Source organism: Halorubellus salinus (assembly GCF_020567525.1).
Classification (GTDB): Archaea; Halobacteriota; Halobacteria; order Halobacteriales; family Natrialbaceae; genus Halorubellus; species Halorubellus salinus.
In genome coordinates this window covers 743837-766718 of record NZ_JAJCVI010000002.1, presented here as the reverse complement: position 1 = coordinate 766718, position 22882 = coordinate 743837, and the positions used below count along the sequence as shown (strand labels likewise).

23 protein-coding genes are annotated in these 22882 nt (G+C 69.2%); 15 read left to right on the top strand and 8 right to left on the bottom strand.

Annotation, left to right across the window (positions count from 1 at the left end; genetic code table 11):
• Window positions 1–286, top strand: a 286-nt coding sequence (locus LI336_RS08355) for a DUF7519 family protein (RefSeq protein WP_227132648.1), incomplete at its 5' end; no start/stop codon positions are given.
• A gap of 102 nt (window positions 287–388) precedes the next feature.
• The gene (locus tag LI336_RS08350) at window positions 389–1099 is read left to right on the top strand and encodes a phosphoribosyltransferase family protein (protein ID WP_227132647.1); all 711 of its coding nucleotides are present in this window, start codon (window positions 389–391) and stop codon (window positions 1097–1099) included.
• A 36-nt stretch (window positions 1100–1135) separates the two neighbouring features.
• Here LI336_RS08350 and LI336_RS08345 read toward each other — a convergent pair whose 3' ends face one another.
• The gene (locus tag LI336_RS08345; protein ID WP_227132646.1) at window positions 1136–3121 is read right to left on the bottom strand and encodes a DEAD/DEAH box helicase; all 1986 of its coding nucleotides are present in this window, start codon (window positions 3119–3121) and stop codon (window positions 1136–1138) included.
• Between the two features lie 95 nt (window positions 3122–3216).
• On the opposite strand from LI336_RS08345, the gene LI336_RS08340 reads away from it, so the two are divergent.
• The 4 genes from LI336_RS08340 to LI336_RS08325 all read left to right on the top strand — a co-directional run bounded on the left by LI336_RS08340 (window position 3217) and on the right by LI336_RS08325 (window position 7521).
• Window positions 3217–3966 carry a YqjF family protein gene (locus LI336_RS08340; RefSeq protein WP_227132645.1) on the top strand — a complete coding sequence of 250 codons (750 nt, stop codon included), beginning with the start codon at window positions 3217–3219 and terminating at the stop codon, window positions 3964–3966.
• A 250-nt stretch (window positions 3967–4216) separates the two neighbouring features.
• A complete protein-coding gene (locus LI336_RS08335) occupies window positions 4217–5653 on the top strand; it encodes an NCS2 family permease (protein WP_227132644.1) in 1437 nt (478 codons plus the stop codon).
• An 84-nt stretch (window positions 5654–5737) separates the two neighbouring features.
• The gene (locus LI336_RS08330; protein ID WP_227132643.1) at window positions 5738–7162 is read left to right on the top strand and encodes an arylsulfotransferase family protein; all 1425 of its coding nucleotides are present in this window, start codon (window positions 5738–5740) and stop codon (window positions 7160–7162) included.
• A gap of 104 nt (window positions 7163–7266) precedes the next feature.
• Window positions 7267–7521: a glutaredoxin family protein gene (locus tag LI336_RS08325; RefSeq protein WP_227132642.1), complete on the top strand. Its 255-nt coding sequence runs from the start codon at window positions 7267–7269 to the stop codon at window positions 7519–7521.
• A gap of 111 nt (window positions 7522–7632) precedes the next feature.
• Here the strand turns inward: LI336_RS08325 and LI336_RS08320 are convergent, their stop codons facing one another.
• Complete coding sequence (locus LI336_RS08320; protein ID WP_227132641.1) at window positions 7633–8616, bottom strand: transcriptional regulator; 984 nt, start codon at window positions 8614–8616, stop codon at window positions 7633–7635.
• Window positions 8617–8799: 183 nt separating this feature from the next.
• Here LI336_RS08320 and LI336_RS08315 point away from each other — a divergent pair, with 183 nt between their 5' ends.
• Entirely contained in the window at window positions 8800–10122 is a 1323-nt protein-coding gene (locus LI336_RS08315; RefSeq protein ID WP_227132640.1) for a tRNA(Ile)(2)-agmatinylcytidine synthase, read from the top strand.
• Between the two features lie 27 nt (window positions 10123–10149).
• Here LI336_RS08315 and LI336_RS08310 read toward each other — a convergent pair whose 3' ends face one another.
• The 4 genes from LI336_RS08310 to LI336_RS08295 form a co-directional block, all read right to left on the bottom strand.
• Window positions 10150–10479, bottom strand: a complete 330-nt coding sequence (locus LI336_RS08310; protein WP_227132639.1) for a TfoX/Sxy family protein — start codon at window positions 10477–10479, stop codon at window positions 10150–10152.
• Between the two features lie 63 nt (window positions 10480–10542).
• Complete coding sequence (locus LI336_RS08305; RefSeq protein WP_227132638.1) at window positions 10543–11076, bottom strand: NUDIX hydrolase; 534 nt, start codon at window positions 11074–11076, stop codon at window positions 10543–10545.
• Window positions 11077–11113: 37 nt separating this feature from the next.
• Window positions 11114–12238, bottom strand: coding sequence for a pyridoxal-phosphate dependent enzyme (locus tag LI336_RS08300; protein ID WP_227132637.1), 1125 nt, complete (start codon window positions 12236–12238; stop codon window positions 11114–11116).
• A gap of 2 nt (window positions 12239–12240) precedes the next feature.
• Complete coding sequence (locus tag LI336_RS08295) at window positions 12241–13197, bottom strand: succinylglutamate desuccinylase/aspartoacylase family protein (RefSeq protein WP_227132636.1); 957 nt, start codon at window positions 13195–13197, stop codon at window positions 12241–12243.
• Window positions 13198–13339: 142 nt separating this feature from the next.
• On the opposite strand from LI336_RS08295, the gene LI336_RS08290 reads away from it, so the two are divergent.
• Entirely contained in the window at window positions 13340–14305 is a 966-nt protein-coding gene (locus tag LI336_RS08290; RefSeq protein WP_227132635.1) for a DUF7536 family protein, read from the top strand.
• A 74-nt stretch (window positions 14306–14379) separates the two neighbouring features.
• Here the strand turns inward: LI336_RS08290 and LI336_RS08285 are convergent, their stop codons facing one another.
• Window positions 14380–15696, bottom strand: coding sequence for a potassium channel family protein (locus LI336_RS08285; RefSeq protein ID WP_227132634.1), 1317 nt, complete (start codon window positions 15694–15696; stop codon window positions 14380–14382).
• A gap of 169 nt (window positions 15697–15865) precedes the next feature.
• Here LI336_RS08285 and citZ point away from each other — a divergent pair, with 169 nt between their 5' ends.
• The 6 genes from citZ to LI336_RS08255 all read left to right on the top strand — a co-directional run bounded on the left by citZ (window position 15866) and on the right by LI336_RS08255 (window position 20928).
• On the top strand, window positions 15866–17002 hold the full coding sequence (citZ, locus tag LI336_RS08280; protein WP_227132633.1) for a citrate synthase: 1137 nt from the start codon (window positions 15866–15868) through the stop codon (window positions 17000–17002).
• 213 nt (window positions 17003–17215) lie between these two features.
• Window positions 17216–17674, top strand: coding sequence for a pyridoxamine 5'-phosphate oxidase family protein (locus LI336_RS08275; RefSeq protein ID WP_227132632.1), 459 nt, complete (start codon window positions 17216–17218; stop codon window positions 17672–17674).
• Between the two features lie 212 nt (window positions 17675–17886).
• Entirely contained in the window at window positions 17887–18267 is a 381-nt protein-coding gene (tnpA, locus tag LI336_RS08270; protein ID WP_227132631.1) for an IS200/IS605-like element ISHla16 family transposase, read from the top strand.
• Window positions 18264–19538: an RNA-guided endonuclease InsQ/TnpB family protein gene (locus tag LI336_RS08265; protein ID WP_227132629.1), complete on the top strand. Its 1275-nt coding sequence runs from the start codon at window positions 18264–18266 to the stop codon at window positions 19536–19538. The genes tnpA and LI336_RS08265 overlap by 4 nt, the downstream gene beginning before the upstream one ends.
• A 539-nt stretch (window positions 19539–20077) precedes the next feature.
• Window positions 20078–20473 carry an ArsR/SmtB family transcription factor gene (locus LI336_RS08260; protein WP_227132627.1) on the top strand — a complete coding sequence of 132 codons (396 nt, stop codon included), beginning with the start codon at window positions 20078–20080 and terminating at the stop codon, window positions 20471–20473.
• A complete protein-coding gene (locus LI336_RS08255; RefSeq protein ID WP_227132625.1) occupies window positions 20470–20928 on the top strand; it encodes an arsenate-mycothiol transferase ArsC in 459 nt (152 codons plus the stop codon). The genes LI336_RS08260 and LI336_RS08255 overlap by 4 nt, the downstream gene beginning before the upstream one ends.
• 50 nt (window positions 20929–20978) lie before the next feature.
• Here the strand turns inward: LI336_RS08255 and LI336_RS08250 are convergent, their stop codons facing one another.
• On the bottom strand, window positions 20979–21632 hold the full coding sequence (locus tag LI336_RS08250) for a bacterio-opsin activator domain-containing protein (protein WP_227132623.1): 654 nt from the start codon (window positions 21630–21632) through the stop codon (window positions 20979–20981).
• Window positions 21633–21861: 229 nt separating this feature from the next.
• On the opposite strand from LI336_RS08250, the gene LI336_RS08245 reads away from it, so the two are divergent.
• Window positions 21862–22878, top strand: coding sequence for an AIR synthase family protein (locus tag LI336_RS08245; RefSeq protein ID WP_227132621.1), 1017 nt, complete (start codon window positions 21862–21864; stop codon window positions 22876–22878).
• The last annotated feature ends 4 nt before the right edge of the window (window positions 22879–22882 follow it).

Here is a 22882-nt window from a genome sequence, read left to right as displayed (position 1 = left end):
CGCGGGACTCGGCGGCGCGGCGCCGGTCGCGACGGCGCTGGGCGCGTGGGGCGCGCTCGTCGCGTGGGACGCCGCGTCGTACGCGCTCGCGGTCGACCAAGCGGTCGGGACGGCAGCGGACCGCGGGGTCGCCCTCGCGCACGTCCGGGACGCGACGCTCGTCGGCGCCGTCGGGCTCGCGGTCGCCGCCGCCGCGTTCCTCGCGGGCGCCGGCGGGACGCCCGTCGTCGCCGTCGTCGCCGTCGTCGCCGCCGTCGCGCTCGTCCTCGCGCTCGTCCTCGACTGAGTCTGGCCGTCGCCAACCAGCCACCGCTCCTGCACGGACGTGCGTACAGTCCTCGCTCTCCGATTCGATGTATTCATAGTTGTGCAACCGCGCATATCGGCCATGAATCGAGCAGAGAAGGCCGCACTCCAGCTTCGCGCGGTCTCCGTCCTCCGGATGCTCAAGGAGACCCGCACGTACGACGAGCTCGCGGCCCTTACGGACCTGCCCGCCGGCGACCTGAACCGGTACGTGAACGGGCACGTCCTCCCGAGCGCCGACCGCGCCCGCGAGGTCGTCGAGGGCGTCGGCCGCGACGAACTCGCCGCCGAACTCGAGGAGCGCGTGCGCGTCGACGACGAGGGCTACGTCGACAACTCCGCCGCCGTCTTCGACCAGTCGTTCCTCGACCTCGCCGCGCCCGTCGCCGCCGACGCGTTCGACTTCGAAGCGCCCGACGTCGTCCTCACGGCCGCCACCGACGGCATCACGCTCGCCGCCGCGATGGCGAGCTACTTCGGCGCCCGGTGCGCGTACGCGAAGAAGACGAAAGAGACCGCCGTCGAGGACTTCGTCGAGGCGCGCCAGCGCCTCCAGTCCGGCATCGAACTCACCTACTACCTCCCCGAGCGCGCGCTCGACGACGGCGACTCCGTGCTCGTTGTCGACGACCTCATCCGGAGCGGCGAGACCCAGGAGCTCCTCCTCGACATCGCGCACACCGCCGGCGCGGACGTCGTCGGCGTGTTCGCGCTCATCGCCGTCGGCGACGACGGCGTCGACCGCGCCCGCGACCACACGGACGCACCCGTCGGCGCCCTCACGCAGTTCTGACCGCGAACGCCCGCGCCGCGAGCGCGAGCGGTCGAGTCAGACGTCGACGGCGACGAGTTCGTCGCGCGTCTCGCGGATGACGGCGGCGACGTTCGAGAGGTCGGCGTCGACGTGCTCGGTGAGGCTCTCGGTCGCGGTCAGCAGCCACTCCGCGCGCTCGACCGAGCGGCGGACGTCACCGGGCTCGACGCCGTACTGCTCGCTGAGCGACTCCACGTCCATCCCGTCGGCGACGTCCTCCAGGAGAAGCGCGGTCTTCAGCGAGTCCAACCACGCCTGGTAGTCGCCGTCGAAGTCCATCACGTCCCGCGCGAGCTCGTCGCGCCGGCGCATCGCCGCGTCGCTCACCTGCCCCGCCTCGTCGTCGCGGACGTACACCGTCGGCATGTCCCGCGTATCGCAGACCAGTTCGAGCACGGTGAGCGCGGTGACGTGGGGGAGCGTCGACGCGCGCTCCAGGGCCTCCACGACGCTCGCCCCGGTGACGGGGTCGACGTACACGCGCGACACGAGGTCGCCGAGCGGCGTCGCACGGACCGACTGGCCCTCGCGCGCCAGCATCCCGACCGCGTCCAGGTACGTCAACACCTCGTCGACGACGTCGTCGATACCGCCGTCCTCGCCGTCGTCGACTTCCCCCCCGGCGTCGCCGTCGCCCGTCTCACCGCCGTCGCCGTCGACGCCCTCGCGCCGCTGGTGCGCGTAGAACGTCTCGTCGAGCAGCTCCAGGATGGCCGCCCGCGAGTCCGCGAACCCGCTCGCGACGCTCGCGAGGACGTGCGTGCGGAGCGCGCGCTGACTCCGGAGCTTCGACCGCACCGGTTCTGGCTCCGCGTCGACGTAGCGCTCGCGGACGTCGTCGACCTCGTGACTCTCCGCGACGACGACCGCTTCCCCGTAGGGGTCGAGGTGTGGACGGCCCGCACGCCCGAACATCTGGTGGACCTCGAGCACGGACAGCGGCTCCATCTCCGAGCCGTTCCAGCGCTCGTGGTCGCGCACCACGACGCGGCGCGCGGGGACGTTCACGCCCGCCGCGAGCGTCGGCGTCGCGACGATGACCTTCAGGTCGCGGTCGCGGAACGCGCGCTCGACGACCCGGCGTTGCTCGCTCGCCAGGCCCGCGTGGTGGAACGCGACGCCGTGGGCGACACAGCGCGCCAGCTCCACGCCCGTCGCGGTGCGGGCCGTCGACTGCAGTTCCTCCGCGACGTCCGCGGGCGTCGCGTAGAACTCGTCGACGAGCGTGCTCGCGAGGTCCTGTGCGCCGCGGCGCGAGTTCACGAACACGAGGCACTGGCCGTCCTCGCCCTCGACGACGTCCGACGCGAGCGCCCGCGCCGCCCCCCGGTCGCCCGCGGGCACCCGTCGGACCTCGCCGTCCGAGAAGCGCATCGCGTCGTCGGCGTACACGCCCGTCTTCAGGTCCACGGGCCGCCAGTCCGACGCGACGAGTGCCGCGTCCAGCCAGTCCGCGATCGCTCGCGCGTTCCCGACGGTCGCCGACAGCCCGACGAGCTGGACGTCCGGCGTCAACCGGCGGAGCTTCGCGATGGTGACCTCGAGCGTCGGGCCGCGTCCCTCGGCGTCGAGGAGGTGTATCTCGTCGACGACGACACAGGAGAGCGCCGCCACCCAGTTCGCGCCGTTCCGGATGGCGGAGTCGACCTTCTCGCTGGTCGCCACCACGACGTCGTGCTCGGCGAGGTCCTCGTCGGTCGCGTCGAAGTCACCGGTCGCCATCCCGACGCTCACCCCCGGGAGCGCGTCGAACTCCTCGAACTTCTCGGTCGCGAGCGCGCGAAGCGGCACCACGTACAGGGCGGGGCCGTCCGCTGTCAGCATCGCGAGTTCCGCGACGAGCGTCTTCCCGCTCGCCGTCGGGATCGCCGCGAGCACGCGCTCGCCGTCGCAGACGCCCGCCTCGACGGCCGCGACCTGCGTCGGGTACAGCTCCTCGACGCCCTGGGACTCGAAGTGCGCGACGAACTTGTCGTCCAGTGGGAGGTCGGCGACGTCCATCTGCCAGCGATTTCGGCGCCACCACGTATAAATAATCGTCCGAGCCGGGTTCGACGAGCGGCCTCCTTACGGGCCTCCGGCCCGTACCGTCGACCATGTTCCCCGACCTACCGGTGGCGATGGGGTGGCGGAACCTCGCGTTCCTGAACTATCCGGTGGAGCCGGCCGTCGTCGACGAACGCCTCCCGGACGCGCTCGCCGTGGACACGTACGACGGCGACGCGTGGCTGTCGGTGGTGCCGTTCACGAACGTCGCGGTCCGCCCGAAGGGCCTCCCGCGCCAGCTCGGGTTCGCGCTCCCCGAACTGAACCTGCGGACGTACGTCCGGCGCACCGAGGAGGACGGTGGCGGCGCGCCCGGCGTCTACTTCTACAGTCTCGACGCGGACGGCGACCTCGGCGTCGCCGCCGCACGGGCCTTCCATCACCTCCCGTACTACCGTGCGAACATCTCGCTGGACGAGGCCGACGGTGGCGGCGTCCACTTCGCGTCCCGACGCACGCATCCCGGCGCTCGGCCCGTGAACTTCGACGCGACGTACCGCCCGACGAGCGAGCCCGCGGCGGGCCTCGGCGGCGACCCCGAGGACGCGCTCGACGCTCGGCCCGGGACGCTCGCGGAGTTCCTCACCGAGCGCTACCGGTACTACACCGAGACGCCCGGCGGCGAACTGCGCTCTGCGGGCATCCAGCACCCGCGCTGGCCGCTCGCGACCGTCGAGGTCGACGTCCGCGAGAACCAGGTGTTCGAGGCGAACGGCTTCCCCGTCCCCGACCGCGAGGGCCCGCACTACTACAGTCCCGGCGTCGACGTGACCGCCACCGGCAGCAGGCGCGTGGACTGACTCGGAGCAGCGACCGGTGCGTGGATTGACCGGGTGCTCGGCGTGGTACCGTCGTGCTCGTCGCGCCGCGGGACCGAACCAGTCTCCGGCGGGACGTGGGATTGACCGCTGCTGATACTTCGGATTCCTCAGACAGGTCTCGGAACGGAATCTGTCAGAAACCACTTTCTATCCACGTTCGTGGATAGAGACGCCGATTCTCAATCGAAAGCATTTAAGATAATGGTCTTGAGTTGGTCGAACGTGAATCATGGCTCTGGGTGAAAGCATCGCCGCGTACTTTGGCTTCGACGACCACGGTACAGACTACACGACCGAACTCCTGGCGGGCTTGACGACGTTCCTCACGATGAGCTACATCATCATCGTGAACCCACTCGTCCTCTCCGCCGCCATCACGCCCGACAAACTCGGCGTCGCGGACGGCATGCACATCCCCCTCCTCGCAGTGACGACGATCCTCTCCGCCGTCGCCGCGATGCTCGTCATGGGCGTCTACGCGAACCGACCGTTCGGCCTCGCCTCGGGCATGGGCCTGAACGCGTTCTTCGTCACCGTCGTCCTCTCCCCCGCACTCGGGATCACGTGGCAGACCGCACTCGCCGCGGTCTTCCTCGAAGGCATCCTCTTCATCCTCCTCACCGCCGTCGGCGCTCGCGAGTACGTCATCAACCTCTTCCCCGAACCCGTCAAAGCCGGCGTCGGCCCGGGTATCGGGCTGTTCCTCGCCATCATCGGCCTCCAGTTCATGCGGATCACCGCACAGGACGCCGTCGACATCCTCACGTTCAACCCCATCCTCGCCCAGGACCCCGTCGCCGTCGTCTCCATCCTCGGTATCCTCCTCACGTTCGTCCTCTACGCCCGCGGCACCCGCGGGTCGATCGTCCTCGGCATCGCCGGCACTGCCGTCCTCGGATACGCCGCCGCCGCACTCGGCTTCGAACCCGCGCCCAACGAGGTCGGCCAGTTCTACACGCTCGCCGAACAAGCCCTCGCCCCCGGCATCAGCAGTATCACGTACGACGCCGCAGCGTACGACATCTCGCCGCTCGTCGGCGCGTTCCTCACCGGCTTCACTGACGTCTCCGGCCTCACGTTCGCGATGGTGCTGTTCACGTTCTTCTTCGTCGACTTCTTCGACACCGCCGGCACGCTCGTCGGCCTCTCGCGCGCCGCCGACATGACCGACGAAGACGGCGAAGTCCCCGACATCGACGAACCCCTCATGGCCGACGCGGTCGGGACCACCGTCGGCGGCATCCTCGGGACCTCGACCGTCACGACGTTCATCGAATCCTCGACCGGGATCGAGGAAGGCGGCCGCACCGGCTTCACGACGCTCGTCGTCGCCGGCCTCTTCCTCCTCACGCTCCCGTTCATCCCGCTCCTCTCGGCGCTCCCGGCGTACGCACCCTACGTCGCGTTCATGATCGTCGCCGTGTTCATGTTCCGGAACGTCACCGACATCGACTGGAGCGACAACGCACACGCGATTCCCGGCGCGCTCACCATCGCGCTCATGCCGCTCACGCACTCGATCGCCACCGGCATCGCCGCCGGCCTCCTCACGTACCCGCTCGTCAAGACCGCTCAGGGCGAGGCTGACGACGTCCAGGTCGGCCAGTGGCTGCTCGCCATCGCGGTCGTCGTCTACTACGTCGTCCGCACGAACACGCTCGCCTGAACCCGCTCCCGTCGTCGGTTCTTCCCCCAGCACCGTCACCGGATACCACGAGGCTTATACCGACCGTCCCGTTTCCTACGTCTAATGTCCGTCCGCTCCGCTCTCGTGGACGCGCCACGTCGCCACAAGCTCAGGGCGCTCCTCGCCGTCGTCGTCCTGGCGCTCGTGGTCGGCGCCGGCGTCACGAGCGCGAACTACGAGCCCCCCGAACTCGAGGCCGGAACCGTCGAAAGCGAAGCGAACGGCACCACGTACGTCGCCGTGCAAGGCTTCCACTTCGACGGCGAAGGCAACCGGAAGAAGCCCGCGCGACTCGTCGCGTTCGACGAACGCGCCAGCACGAAGTGGGTGTACGACGGCGGCGAGAGCGTCTCGTGGTTCTACGACGTCGACCCGCTCCCGAACGGGAACCTCCTCGCCGTCAACACCAAACCCGGGAAGACGCTCGTCTACGAGTTCGACCCGAACACCAGGGAGCGCGTCTGGCAGGAGACCCTGAACATCACGGACACGCACGACGTCGACCTCATCAACGGCGACCAGCTCCTCGTCGCGCACCTCCGTGCGAGCGAAGGGTCGACGAGCGACGAAGGCGCGTTCATCTACAACCTCACCACCGACGAACGCACGTGGGAGTGGGACTTCGCCGACCACTACCCCGCCAGCACCGACGACGGCATCTCGAACACCGGCGACTGGTCGCACGTCAACGACATCGACAAGATCGCGCCCGGCGAGTACATGCTCTCCCCGCGGAACTTCGACCAGGTCATCGTCGTGAACAAGTCCACGAAGAACGTCACGATGCGCCTCGGGGCCGACGGGAACCACGAGATCATGGACGAACAGCACAACCCGACGTACCTCGAGAGCGAGAACGGCACCCCGACGATCCTCGTCGCCGACTCCGAGAACGACCGCGTCGTCGAGTACGCGTGCGAGTCCCGGTACGCGAATGGCACCTGCGACTGGAATCAGGTGTGGGAGGTCGGGAACGGCCAGTTCGACTGGCCGCGGGACGCCGACCGCCTCCCGAACGGGAACACGCTCGTCGTCGACACCCAGAACCATCGCGTCGTCGAGGTGACGCCGTCCGGCGAGATCGTCTGGGAGACGCTCGCACCGTGGGCGCCGTACGACGTGGAACGTGCCGCGTACGGCGACGAGGCGATGGACGCGTCCCGCCCCACCATCCGCGACATGGGCGCGAGCGGGTCGTACCAGCTCTCGGGGAGTGCGGGCCTCGTCCCCGGCACGGGCGGGTCGCTGAGCTTCTCGGACTGGGTGACGCGAACGTTCGGTGAACTCCCGGTCGTCGGCGGCGGGGCGAACGCGTTCGCCGACCAGTGGGACGTCGTCTCCGAGTGGGTGCGTCCCGTCTGGCTCGACCCGTGGGCGTTCGTCGCCCTCGCCGTCGCCGGCATCCTCGCCGTCGCGTGGACCGTCGGCGAACTCGCGTACTGGCAGCGCGCCCGCCTCGCCCGCATCCGCGACCGCGTCGCGAACTGACTCCTGAATCGCGTCGCGAGCCGCGACCACCGAGCCCGTCGCTCCTGCACGATACGTGCACGCGACCACGCTCCTCTTGTCCCCGGAACTCGTTCCCTCGACCGATGACACTCGAACTCTACGAACTCCCGGGCTGTCCGTACTGCGCGAAGGTGATCTCGAAGCTCGACGAACTCGGCCTCGAGTACGAATCCCACGAGGTCCCGAGTTCGCACGCAAAGCGCGACGAGGTGAAGGCCGTCAGCGGCCAGACGGGCGTTCCCGTGCTCGTCGACACCGAACACGACGTCGAGGGGATGCCGGAATCCGACGACATCGTCGCGTACCTCGAGAAGACCTACGGCGACGCCGCCGCCTGAGGCGCCGACCACCGCGTTCTCACCGAGTCGATTCGCGCGACAGCTACCGCTCTCGCCCACGTCCCTGCATCGAACAACGAGAGACGCCAGAACCAGCTTCGAGCGGGCGAGTCAGGCGGGTTCCTCGACGTCGGAGCGCTCCCGGATGATGTCCCGGAGCGTCTCCGCGTCGTCGACGTCCTCGACCTCGTCCATCTCGATGATCGCGGTGCCATCGACGCTCTCGCGCTTGGACCGGTCGACGAAGTACACCGACCGCGTCCGCGTCACGTTCCCGATCGAGGCCATGATGCGAGCGCGCTTCTCCGCGGTCCGATTGAACTCGCTGTGACCCGTGAGGACCGTCGACTCCGCGTCGCCACGACCCCTGCCTTCCTCGTCCTCGCTCACGGCCTTGAACGGCGCACGGAGCGTCGGATGCACGCTGAACCCGGCACGACGCAGGACCGCGACGACGGGTGCGTCGTCCGGGTCCGCTTCCGGGTCCTCCGGCATCGGGTCCGCCTCCCGGACCTCCTCGGCTCCCTCCATCACGTCGACCGGCGCCGTCAACGGTGCGTCGAACAACTCCTCCAATCGCTGCGCGATCTCCACGCTCGCGTTCATCCCGTCCTCGTACTTCGAGACCGTGCGTCGCGACACGCCGAGCTCTTTGGCGAGCTGGCCGAGACTCATCTCCGCCTCCTGGCGTTCGTTCGCGAGCAAGTCACCGTCCAACGTCACGTACAACCCACCTGGTGCGGCGTAGATGAGCGGCGGGATGCCGTCGACGAACAACTGGACGGCGGTGTCCGGCGAGATGACGGGGACGCCGTGCCGGAAGTACGTCACGTCCGGCTTCAGGTCCTCGTCGCGCGTCCGTAACCCGACGACGATTGGCGTCGCGTCCAGGTACGTGCCGAGGCGACGCAGTTCCGCGCCCGTCGCGGCGTCCAGCGCGTCCACGTTCGCGAGCACCTTCACCAGGAGGATCTCCTCGCCGCGGCGGGCGACCAGGTCGAAGCTCTTGGGGCGAACCGCGCACCGGTCGCTCACGACGAACCCGGCGTCGCCGAGCATCGCGGTGATGTTCCCCAGTAGTGCCTCCCGGGACATACCCACACGTAAGCTGGCGATGCCATATATGCGTTGTGACGCGCGCAGACGCGTCCAGTCGGGCGATTCACCGATCCCCCCGGCGAATCACTTAAGTAGTATCGTGGTGGGGCGCGAGCCGGTCGATGGTCGACGCAGCCAGCCCGAAACGGGTTTGTCGGGGCGAGGCCGTACGGTCTCCCGATGACGGTCGTTGGCGTCGACGACACCGACTCGCGAGTGAGCGGGATGTGCACGACGTACGTCGCGCACTCGATAGCGGCCGCGCTCCGCGACCGCGGTCACGACGTCGACCGCGTCGTGCTCGCCCGCCTGAACCCGGCGGTCCGACACAAGACGCGAGGGAACGCGGCGCTCGCGGTGCATACCGACGCGCCGGTCGCGGTCGCTCGCGGCGTCGCGAGCGACGTCGTGGACGACTGTGCGCGGGTGGACGCTCCGGAGACGAACCCGGGACTCGTCGTCGCCGCCGGCGACCCAGGTGACCGCGATGCGGTCCCGGACGCGGTCGGGGCGTTCGCGGCGGACGCGGTCCGCGAGCTCCACGACCCGGCGGACGCGCGGGCGCTGGCGGCGGACTGCGGGTTCGCGGTCGAGTCCTGGGGCGACGGACAGGGCGTCGTCGGCGCGCTCGCGGCGGTCGGTGCGTCGCGGGCGTTCGACGACTGGACGACCGAGCACATCGCGTACCGCGAGCGCGACCGCTGGGGGACCGACCGCGACGTGGACGCCGAGGCGTTGTTCGCGGCCGCCGACCGCGCGTACCCCGACGCGTGGGATACCGTCGACCGCGAGACCGGCGACCTCGTGTGCGTTCCACGGACGCCCTGCCCCATCCTGCTCGCGGTCCGCGGGGACGACGCCAGTGCCTGCAGTCGGGTGGTCGACGACACCACCGCTGCGGCCGGGACGGAGCCCGTCCGGTCGCGCGAGACGTTCGTCACGAACCAGGGAACGGACGCGCACCTCCGGACGGGAACGTCCCTCGCCGACCTTCGGGACGACCGCGCGTACCGCGTCGACGCCGTCGTCGCGAGCGACCCGGAGACGCGCCGCGGCGGGCACGTCTTCGTCGGGCTCGCCGGCGCAGACGCTGCCGTGGGCACTGGCGACGACGAGTCGGTCGTCCGCGAGGCGGCGGCGTTCGAGCCGACGAAGCACTTTCGCGACCGCGTGCGCTCGCTCGTTCCAGGCGACCGCGTCACGGTCTGCGGCGAGGTTGGCGACGGAACGCTGAAGCTCGAGAAGTTCGCGCTCCGCGAGCGCGTGGAGACCGAACCCGCGACGCCGGACTGCCCCGAGTGCGGGCGGTCGATGAAGTCCGCGGGCCGCGACCAGGGCTATCGCTGCCGGGACTGCTCGACGAGCGCGCCCGGGAAGGTCGAGGTGCCGCTCGAACGCGACCTCGAACGCGGCTGGTACGAGGTGCCGCCGTGCGCGCGCCGCCACCTCTCGAAACCACTCGTCAGGGGCGGGTTCGACGCGCTCACGCACCCCGAGCGCTGACCCGAGCGGGTCGGATGCGGCCGTCGGCTACTTCGCCGGAAGGGATTCCGCGTGCGCCAGACACCGGTCCACCCACGATCCGAGGGCGTCGTCGCTCGCGATCCCGGGCGGGTCCACGAACACCATCCCGGTCATCGGTCGCCCCGTGAAGTCCATCTCGCGAGCGTGCGGTTCCGCGAGCGCGTCGTCGTACGCGTCCGCGCCGACGCGAGCCACGAACGCGTCGTCGGCGACCCCGCAGACCACGTTGCCCTCGAGCATGAACGCGATACCGCCGAACAGCTCCTTCTCGGTGAGTCCGTGGCGGTCGCCGAGCGTCTCCCGGACCCGGTGCGCGAGCCCGTCGTCGTACGTCATGCAGGAACTGACGCGCTACGGACCTAACCCTTGCTCGCAGCACACCGATCGGCCGCGGCCGGGCTACTCGCCGGTGACGTGCGTCCAGGCGCGCTCGAACCGCTCGTCGTGTGGGTCGTGGAAGACGTGGTCGCTGGCCGCGAACTCCTCGGGCGTGAACCAGCCGACCGCCTGGACCTCGTGGCCGGCATGAGGCGTCCCGGTCGCGTGACGAGCGTGGACGGCGTACCCGACGGAGACGACGTGCTTCCCGTCGAACGGCGTCGCGGTGAACGTCCCGAGTAGTTCGACGGCGTCGGGGTCGACGCGGACGCCCGTCTCCTCCTCGAGTTCGCGAGTCCCCGCGACCGCCGGGGTCTCCTCGACCTCCATGTAGCCGCCGGGAACCACCCACTCGCCGACGCCCGGTTCGATGGCACGCTGCGCGAGGAGCACCCCGCGGTCGGGGTCGACGACGGCGACGCCCGCGCCCGGGACGGGGTTCCGCCACTCGACGCGGTCACAGCCCTCGCAGTACTTGCGGTCGCGGCCGTCGACGTGCCTGGTGTCGAGTTCGATGCCACAGCGCGGACAGTACGTCGCTTCGTAGGTCATCATCGATGAAAGTCGGGAGGGCTTCGAGCGAGGGCGGGATTCAGAGGGTCTTCAGGCCGCTGCCGGTGAGCGGAACGACGACGTCGTGGTCGGCGTGAAGGACGTCCGCGTCCTGGAGTTTCCTGAGGGCAGCGGGCGCGACGGCGCACGTCGGTTCGACGTAGAAGCCGTCGCGGTGGAGGTCGTCGAGCGTGTTCTCGACGATGTTCTCGCCGAGTGCGATGGCGTCACCGCCCGAGGACTCGATCGCGTGCTGGATCTCGTCCATCCGCGCCGGCTCGCGGATCTGGATGCCGTCCGCGATCTCGTTCGGAGCTTCGGGTTCGTCCTCGCCGTGCACCTCGGTCGTCCCGAGTTCGCCGTGGCGCGCCTCCACGACGGGCGCGTACCCCGCAGCTTGCGCGGCGAACAGCGGCGGGACGTCGTCGATGATACCCGCTTCCGCGAGCACGTCGAACCCGCGGTACGCACCGAGGAGGAGCGTGCCGTGGCCGCACGGGAGGACGACCGCGTCCGGCGCCTCCCAGTCGCGCTGCGCGACGACCTCGAGCGCGAACGTCATCGTGCCCGCGTAGAACGCCGGGTTCCACGCGTGACTCGCGTACCAGCCGTCGCCGTCCTCGACCGCGTCGATCGCGGCCGCCGTGACGTCCTCGCGACTTCCCTCCACGCGAACCGGGCGCGCACCGGCGCGCTGGATCGCCATCAGCTTCGACTGCTTCACGTCCGCCGGCACGTAGATGTCCGCCTCGATGCCGGCGCGAGCGGCGTACGTCGCGATCGCCGCGCCCGCGTTCCCCGAGGAGTCCTCGACGACCTTCTCGACGCCGAGGTCGACGGCGCGCGACAGCGTCGTCGTCGCCCCACGGTCCTTGAACGACCCGGAAGGGAACAGGTACTCGAGCTTGAAGTCCGCGCCCCAGTCGGGCGCGTCGACGAGCGGCGTGAACCCTTCGTCGAAGCTCACGCGACGTTCGACGGGCATGAACTCGTGGAACGTCCACAGCCCCCGGCGCGTATCCAGTTGCGATACCGGGAGCGGGTCGCCGCCGGGCACCGGCTGGTCGGCGAGGTCCAGAGCGTGCCCGCACGAGCACCGCCACGGTTCGTCGACGTCGGCGTCGTACGTCGCGTCACAGCTCGGACAGATGAGGTCGCGTACCATAGCTAGTAGGAGTCGATGTCGGTGCCGACCGAGCAGACGTACTCGCCGGACGCCACCTGCGGGAGGCGTCGCGTCCGCCAGAACACGCCGGCGGAGTCGGCGGTCACTTCGGCCTTCCGCGTCCCGAACGGGTCGGTGACGGTGAACAACCGGTCGCCCCTGGAGACGTCCTCGCCGAGGTCGACGTGGAAGTCGACGAGCCCGCCCGCGGGCGACCCGTACTGGTCGAAGCTCTTCGCGCGCGTCTGCGTCGCCTGTTCGGCGGTGCCCTCGAGGAAGTCGTAGTAGTGGAGGACGTTGAACACGCCGTCGACCCCGACCCGGATCGACTCCTCGTCGAACCCGACGCTCCCGCCGAGCTCCGGGTCGATGGTCGGAACGCCCTCGTCGGGCGCGGCACGCGCCAGCTGGCCGTCCGGCCCCTTCTGGTCGAGGATGTGGCCGGCGCCGAACACCTTCGCGAGCTCCAGGCACTTCTGGTGGAGGCGATGTCGTCGCCCGCAACGCACCCGGGCTTCGTTTATCATCCGACTCGTCGACCCCTGGTGGAGGTCGAGCACGAGGTCCGCGTCGCGAGCGACGTCGAACGTCGCCGCGGCGATGCGTTCGCTCGAGGACCCCTCGGTGTCGCCGGGGTACGCGCGATTCATCTTCGTATCGTCGATGGGGTTCCGGTGTTTCGAAACCTGGAACGCGTGATAGTTCACGATGCCGACGATACGTATCTCGCCCGCGAGCTCGCTCGGGTCGACTCGGGGGACGACCTCGCGGAGGACGCCGACGCCGTTGAGTTCGTCGCCGTCGCTCGCCGCTTGCATGTAGAGCGTTCGTCCGTCGTCGGCGCCGTTGATGACGCAGACCGGGAGCCCGATGGGGCTCCCGTCTCGCGTCTCGCCGACGGTCAACCGCCCGGTGTCGACCTCGCCCGGGCCGGCCGTCGCGCTGCCCAGCGTCGTCATTACCGGAACGGAGCGCCCGACGTGCCTTTATTGTTCGGATGCACGGGGGTGACGGGAGAACCGGAGGCCGTGACGTCCCGCGGCCGCCGCGTCGCGCTCGGGAATCGTCGGGGCTTTGTGCGCGCCACCCGTATCGTCGCGCGTGTCAGACGCTTCGTCGACGTCGCCGGACGCCGAGGAGCCCGCCGCGAGCGACGGCGGGACGGGCGCGGTCGACGACCGCCCCGAGCGACCGCCGAGTGCGCGACTCGTCGACGCGCTCGGCGTCGTCGACCACGCCAAGCGCGGGCTCGCGGTCGGCCTCGCGCTCGCAGCGGTCGTGTTCGGGTTCTTCGTCGTCCTCCCGCTCGTCGACCCTGGGACGCCGGCGCGCGCCGAGTCCCCGGTGCTGTACGTCGCGCTCGCGTTCGTCGTCGCGACCGCTGCGACGCTCCTCGTCGCGAGCGCGCTCGCGGTTCGCGCGGTTGCCGGTCGCGTCATGGACTACGCGAAGTGGACGCGCCGCGGCGCCATCGTCGCCGCCATCGGGGGTGCGTGGTGGTCGCTCACCGGCGCGCTCGCGCTCGCCGTGACCGCCGACGTCGCCCCCGCGAGCGTCGAGACGGTCGTCCTCGCGACGCTCCCGCTCCCCGTGCTCGCGCTCGCCCTCGGCGCGTGGAGCGCGCTCGCTCGCGTCGGCGGCACCGGCGGGAACGGAACCGACTCGTTCGACCACGTCCTCGCACGACCACGGGTCGCGAACGCCGGCGCCGTCCTCGCACTCGCCGGCGCCGCCCTCGTTCACGTCGCCACGTTCCTCGAAACGGACGCGTTCCTCGCCGCGACAGCCCCCGGCGCGACCAGCCTCTTCGCCGTCGGGACGGTCGTGCTCGCGGTCGGCACCGCCGTCCTCGCCGACTCGCTCGCCCGACACGCCGACCTCGGCACGCTCGCGGCCGGCGCCGGGACGCTCGCGGGCATCGCCGGCGGGCTCGTCATCGCTGCAACGGTCACCGTGACCGCGGCCGTCGCCGCGTTCGGCGCGCTCGTCGTCCTCGGCGTCGCCTGGCTCCTCCTCGGCGTCGCCGTCGCCCGCGACCCCGGCACCTACCCCGAACGCCCCGTCTGAGACTCGAAACCCGCTCAGTAATCCAGCAGACAGAAACGGCCGCCTGGGGGCGGCCGTACGCTCGACGGAGTCCGTCAGTCCACTTCCAGAGATTCGTCGCCAGCGAGCGCTGCGAGTCGCTCCGCGCCCGCCCGCGTCCCCTTCGCGACGAACACGTCGCCGGTGTGGAGCCTCGTCTTCGGGCCCGGTGACGGCTCCCACTCGCCGCCGTCCTCGTCCCGGTGCCTGACCGCGACGACGCGCATCCCCGTCTCCGTCGCGACCTCGCGCTCGCCGAGCGTAGCCCCCGCGAGCGCGCTGTCCGGCGCGACCTCGAGGCGGACGACGACCTCGTCGCTCTCGAACACCGCCTCCGCGACCACCGGATGCGTGCCCAGTCCACGAAGGACGCCCTCCGCGATCTCCAGCGCCGCGTCGCTGATGACCTCCGTCGACCCCGCGAGATGCACGAGCCCGCGGAGCGACACCGGGTCGTCGACCCTGGCAGCGGCGCGCAGCGTCCACGCCTCGAACCGCGACTCCAGCGCGTCGACCTCCGCCTCCAGCTCCGAGACCTCCTCCGCGAGGTCCGCGCTATCGTAGAGGACCGCGCCGTACGCGAGGTCCACCGCGACCTCGCTCACGTTCTTCATCAGGACGATGGCGTCCACCGCCCGCTCCAGATCGTCGATACCGGCCTCGACGTCCGCCGGCGGCTCGTAGGGCTCGCCCGACGCGGTCTCCGACACCGCCGCCACCTGGTCGTCCGGCCCCCGGAGCACGAGCACGTCCCCGGTCTGGAGGACGGTATCGCGGTCGGGATTCAGGAGCCAGTCGCCGCGACCCGGCGGGCGCTCCGCAGCCTCCCGCGTCGTGGACGCTGCCTCGTCGTTCCCGCCCGCTCGCCCCGTCGACGGCCCGTCGTTCTCGTGCGCTCGCCCACCGCCACGTCGGATGGCGATGATGCGCACGCCCGTCTCCGTCTCAAGGTTCACGTCCGCGAGCGACCGCCCCGCGTACCGCGAATCGGCGACCAGGTCCGTGCGCGCCACCGTCTCCACCGCCTCCGGGAGCACCGACCGGAGCGCGTCCGGCAACCCGATCTCCTCGAGGACGACCTTCGCGATGTCTCCCGCGGCGTCACTGATCTTCTCGGTCGCGCCGACGACCGCGAGCACGGGCGCGAGCGCCTCCGCGTCCTCCGGACTCCGCGCCGCGACGAGCAAGCTCATCCGCGCTCGCATCTGGAGGACGTCCATCCGGTCCTCGAGCGCGAGCACCTCCTCCGCGACCGCTGGACTCCCGAACAGGACCGCCGAGTACGACAGGTCGATCATGAGCTCGGCGGTGTCCTTCATCTCCGCGAGCACCGCCTTCACGCTCACCGGTTCGTACTCGACGCTCCCCGTCATACCTGGACCAACGCCGGGCCGCGAAAAAAGCGTTCGCCCGCGTCCCACGGTCGACGACCGCGGCGAACGACGAGAACTGGATTCGTAGTGAAACGCCGAACAACCGACTTCGCGGGGCTTACGTCGTGAACGACAACCCTTTTCGGCCACCCCCGTCAAGCTTCACGGTATGTCTGACGACCTGAAGAAGGGGCTGGAGGGCGTCCTGGTCGCTGAATCGGCGCTGAGTTTCATCGACGGCGACGAAGGACGACTCATCTACCGCGGGTACGAGATCGAGGATCTCGCTCGCGGCGCCAGCTACGAGGAAGTCCTCTACCTCCTCTGGCACGGGGAGCTCCCGAATCGGGAGCAGTACGACGAGTTCCGTGATACGATGGCCGCGGAGCGCCACGTGGACGACGGCGTCATCGACACCGTCCGCGAGCTCGCCGAGCAGGACGAGGAGCCGATGGCGGCCCTTCGCACAGGCGTCTCGCAGCTCTCCGCGTACGACCCGGACGCGGCCGCGGACCCGACGGACCGCGAGGCGAACCTCCGGAAGGGTCGGCGCATCACCGCGAAGATCCCGACCATCCTCGCGGCGTACGACCGCGTGCGGAACGGCGAAGACGTCGTGGAGCCGCGCGAGGACCTCTCTCACGCCGCGAACTTCCTCTACATGCTGAACGGCGAGGAGCCCAACGACGTGCTCGCGGAGACGTTCGACATGGCGCTCGTCCTGCACGCCGACCACGGCCTGAACGCGTCGACGTTCACGTCGATGGTCATCTCGTCGACGCTCGCGGACCTGCATTCGTCGATCACGGGCGGTATCGGCGCGCTCTCCGGGAGCCTGCACGGTGGCGCGAACCAGGACGTCATGGAGGCGCTCCTGGAACTCGACGACACGGACATGGAGCCCGTGGAGTGGGTCGAGCACCTCCTCGACGAAGGCCGTCGCGTCCCCGGGTTCGGGCATCGCGTGTACAACGTGAAGGATCCGCGCGCGAAGATCCTCGGCGAGCGCTCGAAGGAGCTCGGTGAGGCGGCGGGCGACCTGAAGTGGTACGAGTACTCGACGAGCATCGAGGAGTACATCATGGACGAGAAGGGTCTGGCGCCGAACGTCGACTTCTACTCGAGTTCGACGTACTACCAGATGGGTATCCCCATCGACATCTACACGCCCATCTTCGTGATGAGTCGCGTCGGCGGCTGGATTGCGCACGTCCTCGAACAGTACGAGGACAACCGCCTCATCCGGCCGCGCGCTCGCTACGTCGGCAGCGAGCACGAGGACTTCGTGGCACTCGACGAACGGTAACCGACTCGACGAGCATACGGCCGCCGCCAGGCGGCCGTTTCTGGTCGTGTGGTGCTGACGCGGTGCTGATGCGGTGGTGCGGTGCTGTTCTGCTGGTCTGGTTCTGTTCTGGAGCGGTGCGGTGGCGTTTCTTCGTGGGTTGGTATCGGTGGTGGTTCTCGCGCGGTGGGTTCGTGGGGTGGTGCTATGGTCGTGGCGGGCGTAGTGTTCGGTATGAGGAACGTCGAGTTCGTGTACACGCTCGGGATGGACGAGGCGGAGGTCGAAGAGTACCTGTCGCGAGCGGAGACGGGCGTGCTGTCGCTCGCGAGGGACGACGAGGCGTACGGGGTGCCGGTGCACGTGCACTTCGACGGCGAGGACGTGTTCGTTCGGCTCGGCGAGCGCGAGGGGAGCGAGAAGCTGGAGTTCCTGGAGGCGACGGCGTCCGCGTCGCTGGTGGTGTACGATGCGGGCGAGGAGGAGTCCTGGAGCGTGTTGCTCCGCGGTGAGTTGGTTCGGGAGGGCGAGGCGTCGGCGACGGCGATCAACGAGCGGTTCGGGCCGATGCGCATCTTCGGTGAGACCGTGCAGGACCTCGACGCGGCGCTGTACCGGTTCGACGCGGAGAGCGTGACGGGCCGCCGGACGTCGCTCGATAGCGCGACCGAGGTCGTCGACCCCGAGGAGTGACCGACTGATCGCGAGGGACGACCGACGGAGCGGCCGAACCGGTGCTGTCGGCTGCCACCGACCAGCGGGTTTACCCGTCACGGAAAGTTCGAGGCAAAAGCCTCGCCCTTCAGGGCGGGGATGAAGCCGACCAACAGTATTCAACCACGACGACAGCACAGACGGGGTTCCAACGCAGTCTTTAAGCCGACCAACCTTGATAGTATGCATAGATGGTAAAGAGTACCCGTCACGCGAAATACGAACTCTACTACCACATAGTGTTCGTGCCGAAGTATCGACGTTCGCACCTGACGGGGAAGACGAAGGAACGTCTCGAAACCATCTTCGCGGAAATCTGTGAGGACAAAGACCTCGAACTGGCCGAGTCCGAGGTCATGCCCGACCACGTACACCTGTTCATCGGGAGTCCACCGAAGAACGCCCCATCCCTCATCGTCAACTGGGTCAAGGGTATCTCCGCCCGCAAGTACAACCAACGGTACGACGACCGCGTGAAGTGGACTCGCTCCTACTACGTCGGTACGGCGGGAAGCGCATCGAAAGGCGCTGTCGAACAGTACATCGCTGAACAGGAAGGTGACGACGAATGAAGCGCGTCAACACCTTCGAGGTCGTTCCACAGACCGAGAACGACAAAGAGTGCCTCCTACGGCTACTCGACGCCTCCGCCTCGCTGTGGAACGAGTTGACCTACGAACGTCGTCAGAACTACTTCGGTGACGGCGACGTGTGGGACACCTCCGAATACCGTGGACAGTACAACGGCGTCGTCGGTAGCGCGACCGTCCAACAGGTCACGCGCAAGAACAGCGAAGCGTGGCGGTCGTTCTTCGCCCTCACGGAGAAAGGCGAGGACGCCAACCCGCCGTCGTACTGGGGCAACGAGGAGGACGGACGCGAACTCCGTACCTACATCCGAAACAACCAGTACACGATTCAGTGGAGCACGCGAAGCCGTCTCGAAATCCCCGTCGGGCAAGAACTGAAAGACGAATACGGACTCGGCTACCACGAACGACTCCGCCTCGAAGTCCAAGGCAACCCGAAGTGGGACGGCAAACAGGGTCGTCTGGAACTCGAATACGACGAGGTCAGCGACACGTTCAGGGCTTTCCAACCAGTCACCGTCCCTGATTCTCGACTGGACTCACCACTGGCTTCGGAAGAAGCCGCCCTCGACGTTGGCGCAAACAATCTCGTCGCGTGTTCCACGACCACTGGGAACCAGTATCTCTACGACGGTCGGGAGTTGTTCGGACAGTTCCGCGAGACAACAGACGAGATCGCCCGCCTCCAGTCGAAACTCCGTGAGGGACGCTACAGTTCCAAGCGGATTCGGCGGCTGTACCGACAGCGGACGAAGCGTCGTGACCACGCACAGAACGCGCTGGTACGCGACCTCGTTGAACGACTGTACGACGAGGGAGTGGCAACGGTGTACGTGGGCGACTTGACCGACGTGCTGGAAACGCACTGGTCGATGCGAGTGAACGAGAAGACGCATAACTTCTGGGCGTTCAAGAAGTTCAGCGACCGTCTCGCGTGTGTCTGTGAGGAGTACGGCATCTCCCTCGAAGTTGAGTCGGAAGCGTGGACGAGTCAGACGTGTCCCGAGTGTGGCGACCACGAGAAGACGGTTCGCCACGGAGATACGCTGACGTGTCCATGCGGATTCGAGGGTCACGCCGACCTCACGGCGTCAGAGACGTTCCTTCGTGAAAACAGCGATACGGAAGTCAGGCCGATGGCACGGCCCGTGGGATTCGAGTGGGACGACCACAACTGGTCGGGGAAACCACACCCTCACGAAAGTCCCAAAGAAGTGCGCACAAACCCGCAAGTTGCCTCCGTGGGTCGGTAGCCGAACCCCCAACGGAGGAATCCTCGCGCTTTAGCGCGGGGAGGATGTCAAATAGGCGTAAACCTCCGCGGTCGCTGTGCGGTTGCGGTAGCGGTCGCGGTGGCGGTGCGGTCCTGGAGAAGCGTCCGGCGGCCGTCGGTTCACCGGGTCGAGCCGTGCGGGACCGGAGGGGCCGCTGGCAGTCGGCGCGGAGCGCCGGCGACTGGGGTCGCCGCAGCGCCCGCAGGGCGCGAGGTGACCCTCCGCAGGAGAAAGACGGTTAGTCTGCGCCGCTGGATTCGCGCCAGCCGCAGTGCGTGCAGTGTGTGGACCCGCCCGTGTGGTTGGTGGGGTGGGTACATCGGAGACACGTCATTGGTTGCTTCACCTCCTTCGAGTGGGGGAGGCGACGTCGGGGCTTGAGGGTTGCGGGAGTCTGCGTGGCAGTGGCTCGGGGGTTTCGTGGTGGTTTGGGTGTCTGGTGGTGGTGGTCTGAAAGGTGGTTGTGTTGGTCGTGGGGAACCGATATCTTGATTGAACGTCTGTGCAAGTGTTCGGGTATGGCGTCGAACAGATTGGAGCGGTTCGTGGCGGCGACCGACGACGAGTGTTGTCCGGCGGACGTCGAGGAACGTCGTCGCGAACTGTCGGGGTTCGCGGCGACGGCGGACGAGCGGTCGCGGGCACGGGACCTCGACGTGCTCCGGACGCTCGCGGACGATACGCGGTACCGCATCGTCCGCATCCTCGAGGCGGCGGGCGAGGAGCTGTGCGTCTGCGAGTTCGCGCCGTTCCTCTCGGTGAGCGAGAGCGCGGTGAGTCACGCCCTCGGTGACCTGACGACGGCGGGCCTGCTCGACCGCCGGAAGGAGGGCCGGTGGCGGTACTACGGGACGACCGAGCGTGCGACGGCGCTGTTGTCGGCGCTGGACGCGACTGCGGAGGGCGCGCGATGAGCGACGGATCGGTCGAAAGCGACGCGTCGGCGGGTCGAACGACGGTGGGGTTCGTGTGCGTGCAGAACGCTGGCCGGAGCCAGATGGCGACCGCGTTCGCGGAGCGCGAACTCGCGGAGCGCGAACTCGACGGCGACGTCGATATCGTCACCGGTGGGACCGACCCCGCAGAGCACGTGCACGACGTCGTCGTGGACGTCATGGCGGACGTCGGCATCGACCTCGCCGACCGCACGCCCAGGGAGGTGACGTTCGACGAGATCCAGGCGTGCGACTACGTCGTCACGATGGGGTGTGCGGCCGAGGACGTCTGTCCGGCGTCGTGGGCGGGCGAGAACCGCGACTGGGGACTGGACGACCCGGACGACGCGACGCGCGAGGAAGCGGTCGCGATCCGCGACGAGATCGCCGCGCGGGTCGCGGCGCTGTTCGACGAACTCGCGGCCGCGAACTGAGCCGAGATCGGATCGTCGAGGGCGGCGCGTGCTCGGCGACCGCCCCCTCGCTATCGTTCCGGGATGTTCAGCGCGTTCCGCGTGAGCGTCTCGACGCCACGACGGATGCGTTCGGACACCGCCTGGTCGCTGATGCCCAGTAACGCCCCGAGGTCCGCGGTCGTGATGCCACGTGGGACGCGGAAGTACCCGGTCTCGACGGCGGTGACGAGTGCGTCCACCTGCGCGGTCGTCAACCCGAAGTCGGGGTCCGTCGATTCCGCTGCGGTGTAGACGCGACCGACCTCGAGCGGGATGCCGGCGTCCGTGGTCGTTCGCTGGAAGTCAGCGAGCAGCGCGGTGGACGGGAACCGGAGCCGGAACCGCCAGCGGCCGTTTCGCGCGCTCGCGGCGAGCACCTGTCCCTCGTGCTCGACGAGGAGTTCGAGGATGTCGTCGACGGCGTCCTCGGTCCAGGTGATGCGGTAGAGGTCGCCCTCGTCCTCGTCGGGGACGTGCACGACGCCCTCGACCGCGGGGTTCGCGGCGAGCGTCTCGGCGAACACCCCCGGGTCGGCTTCGCCGCGAACGCGACAGTACGGGAACAACCCGTCGTCGAGCGGGACGATGCGCTCCAGGTCGACGGTCGACCCGTGCGAGACGGCGAGCGCCCGACCGACGACGAAGTCGTCGCCGCCGGCCGTGAACTCTGCGATGACGCTCATGGCTAGAGGGAGGGTGCGTGACGTGATACGTATTGCCCCTCAGGGGGCGAGAACCGACCTCGAACGGGCGAAATCGGCTACGAGTGCCTTGGCGGGACGGGATGGGGCGGGAGCGGGACGGGATGGGACGGGAGCGGGGCGGGATGGGACGGGAGCGGGACTGGATGAGACGGAAGCGGGGTGGGGTGGGAATCGCCACGGCTATCGGGGCGCCGACGCGAGTACGAGCATGGACCTCGGGAAGGTCGACCGCGATTTCCTCGATGCGCACGTCCTCGACCACCTCGGTGCGTCGCGCGACGACGTCGCGCTCGGCCCGAAACACGGCGTGGACTTCGGTGTGCTCGACGTCGACGGGACGGCGCTGGTCGCCGCGACGGACCCCGTGTCGATACTGCCCGCGCTCGGCTGGGAGCGCGCCGCGGCGTTCGCGCTCTCCATCGTCCTCGCTGACGTGGCTGTTTCCGGCATTCCGCCGAGTCACCTCGCGATATCGTTCTCACTGCCGCCGGAGATGACCGACGAGGCGTTCGCGGCGGTCTGGGAGACGGTCGACGCGGAGTGCCGAGACCTCGGCGTGAGCGTCCTCACGGGACATACCGCGCGCTACGGCGGTTGTTCGTTCCCGTGGGTCGGAGCGGCGACCGCGATGGCGGTCGGCGAGCACGACGACGTCGTCCGCCCTGACGGCGCTCGCCCCGGCGACCGCGTGCTCGTGACGAACGGCCCGGCGGCGGAGGCGACGGGTCTCCTCACGACGCTGTACCCGGAGGGGTTCGAACTCGACGAGACGACGCTCGCGGCAGCGCAGTCGCGGCTCGACGACGCGTCGTGCGTCCGCGAAGCCCTTCGGCTTGCGGCGGCGACGGACGTGCACGCGATGCACGACGCCACCGAGGGCGGCCTCGCCGGCGCGCTGAACGAGGTGGCGGCGGGCGCTGGCGTCCGCATCGACGTCGACCGCGACCGCGTCCCGCTCATGCCCGGCGTCGAGGCGACGTGCCGCGAACTCGACGTCGACCCGTGGGCGTGTACGTCCGCGGGAACGCTCGTCGCGACCGTCCCCCCAGGCGTTGTGGACGACGCGCTCGCGGCGCTCCGCGACGAGGGCGCGACCGCCGCGGCGATCGGACGCGTCAGCGACGGCGCTGGCGTCTACGTGGACGGCGACCGCCTCGAACATCCGGACGTGGACCCGTCCTGGGCGGCGTTCGAGGCGCTGGCGGCCGAGTACGGCGACGCCTGACGCT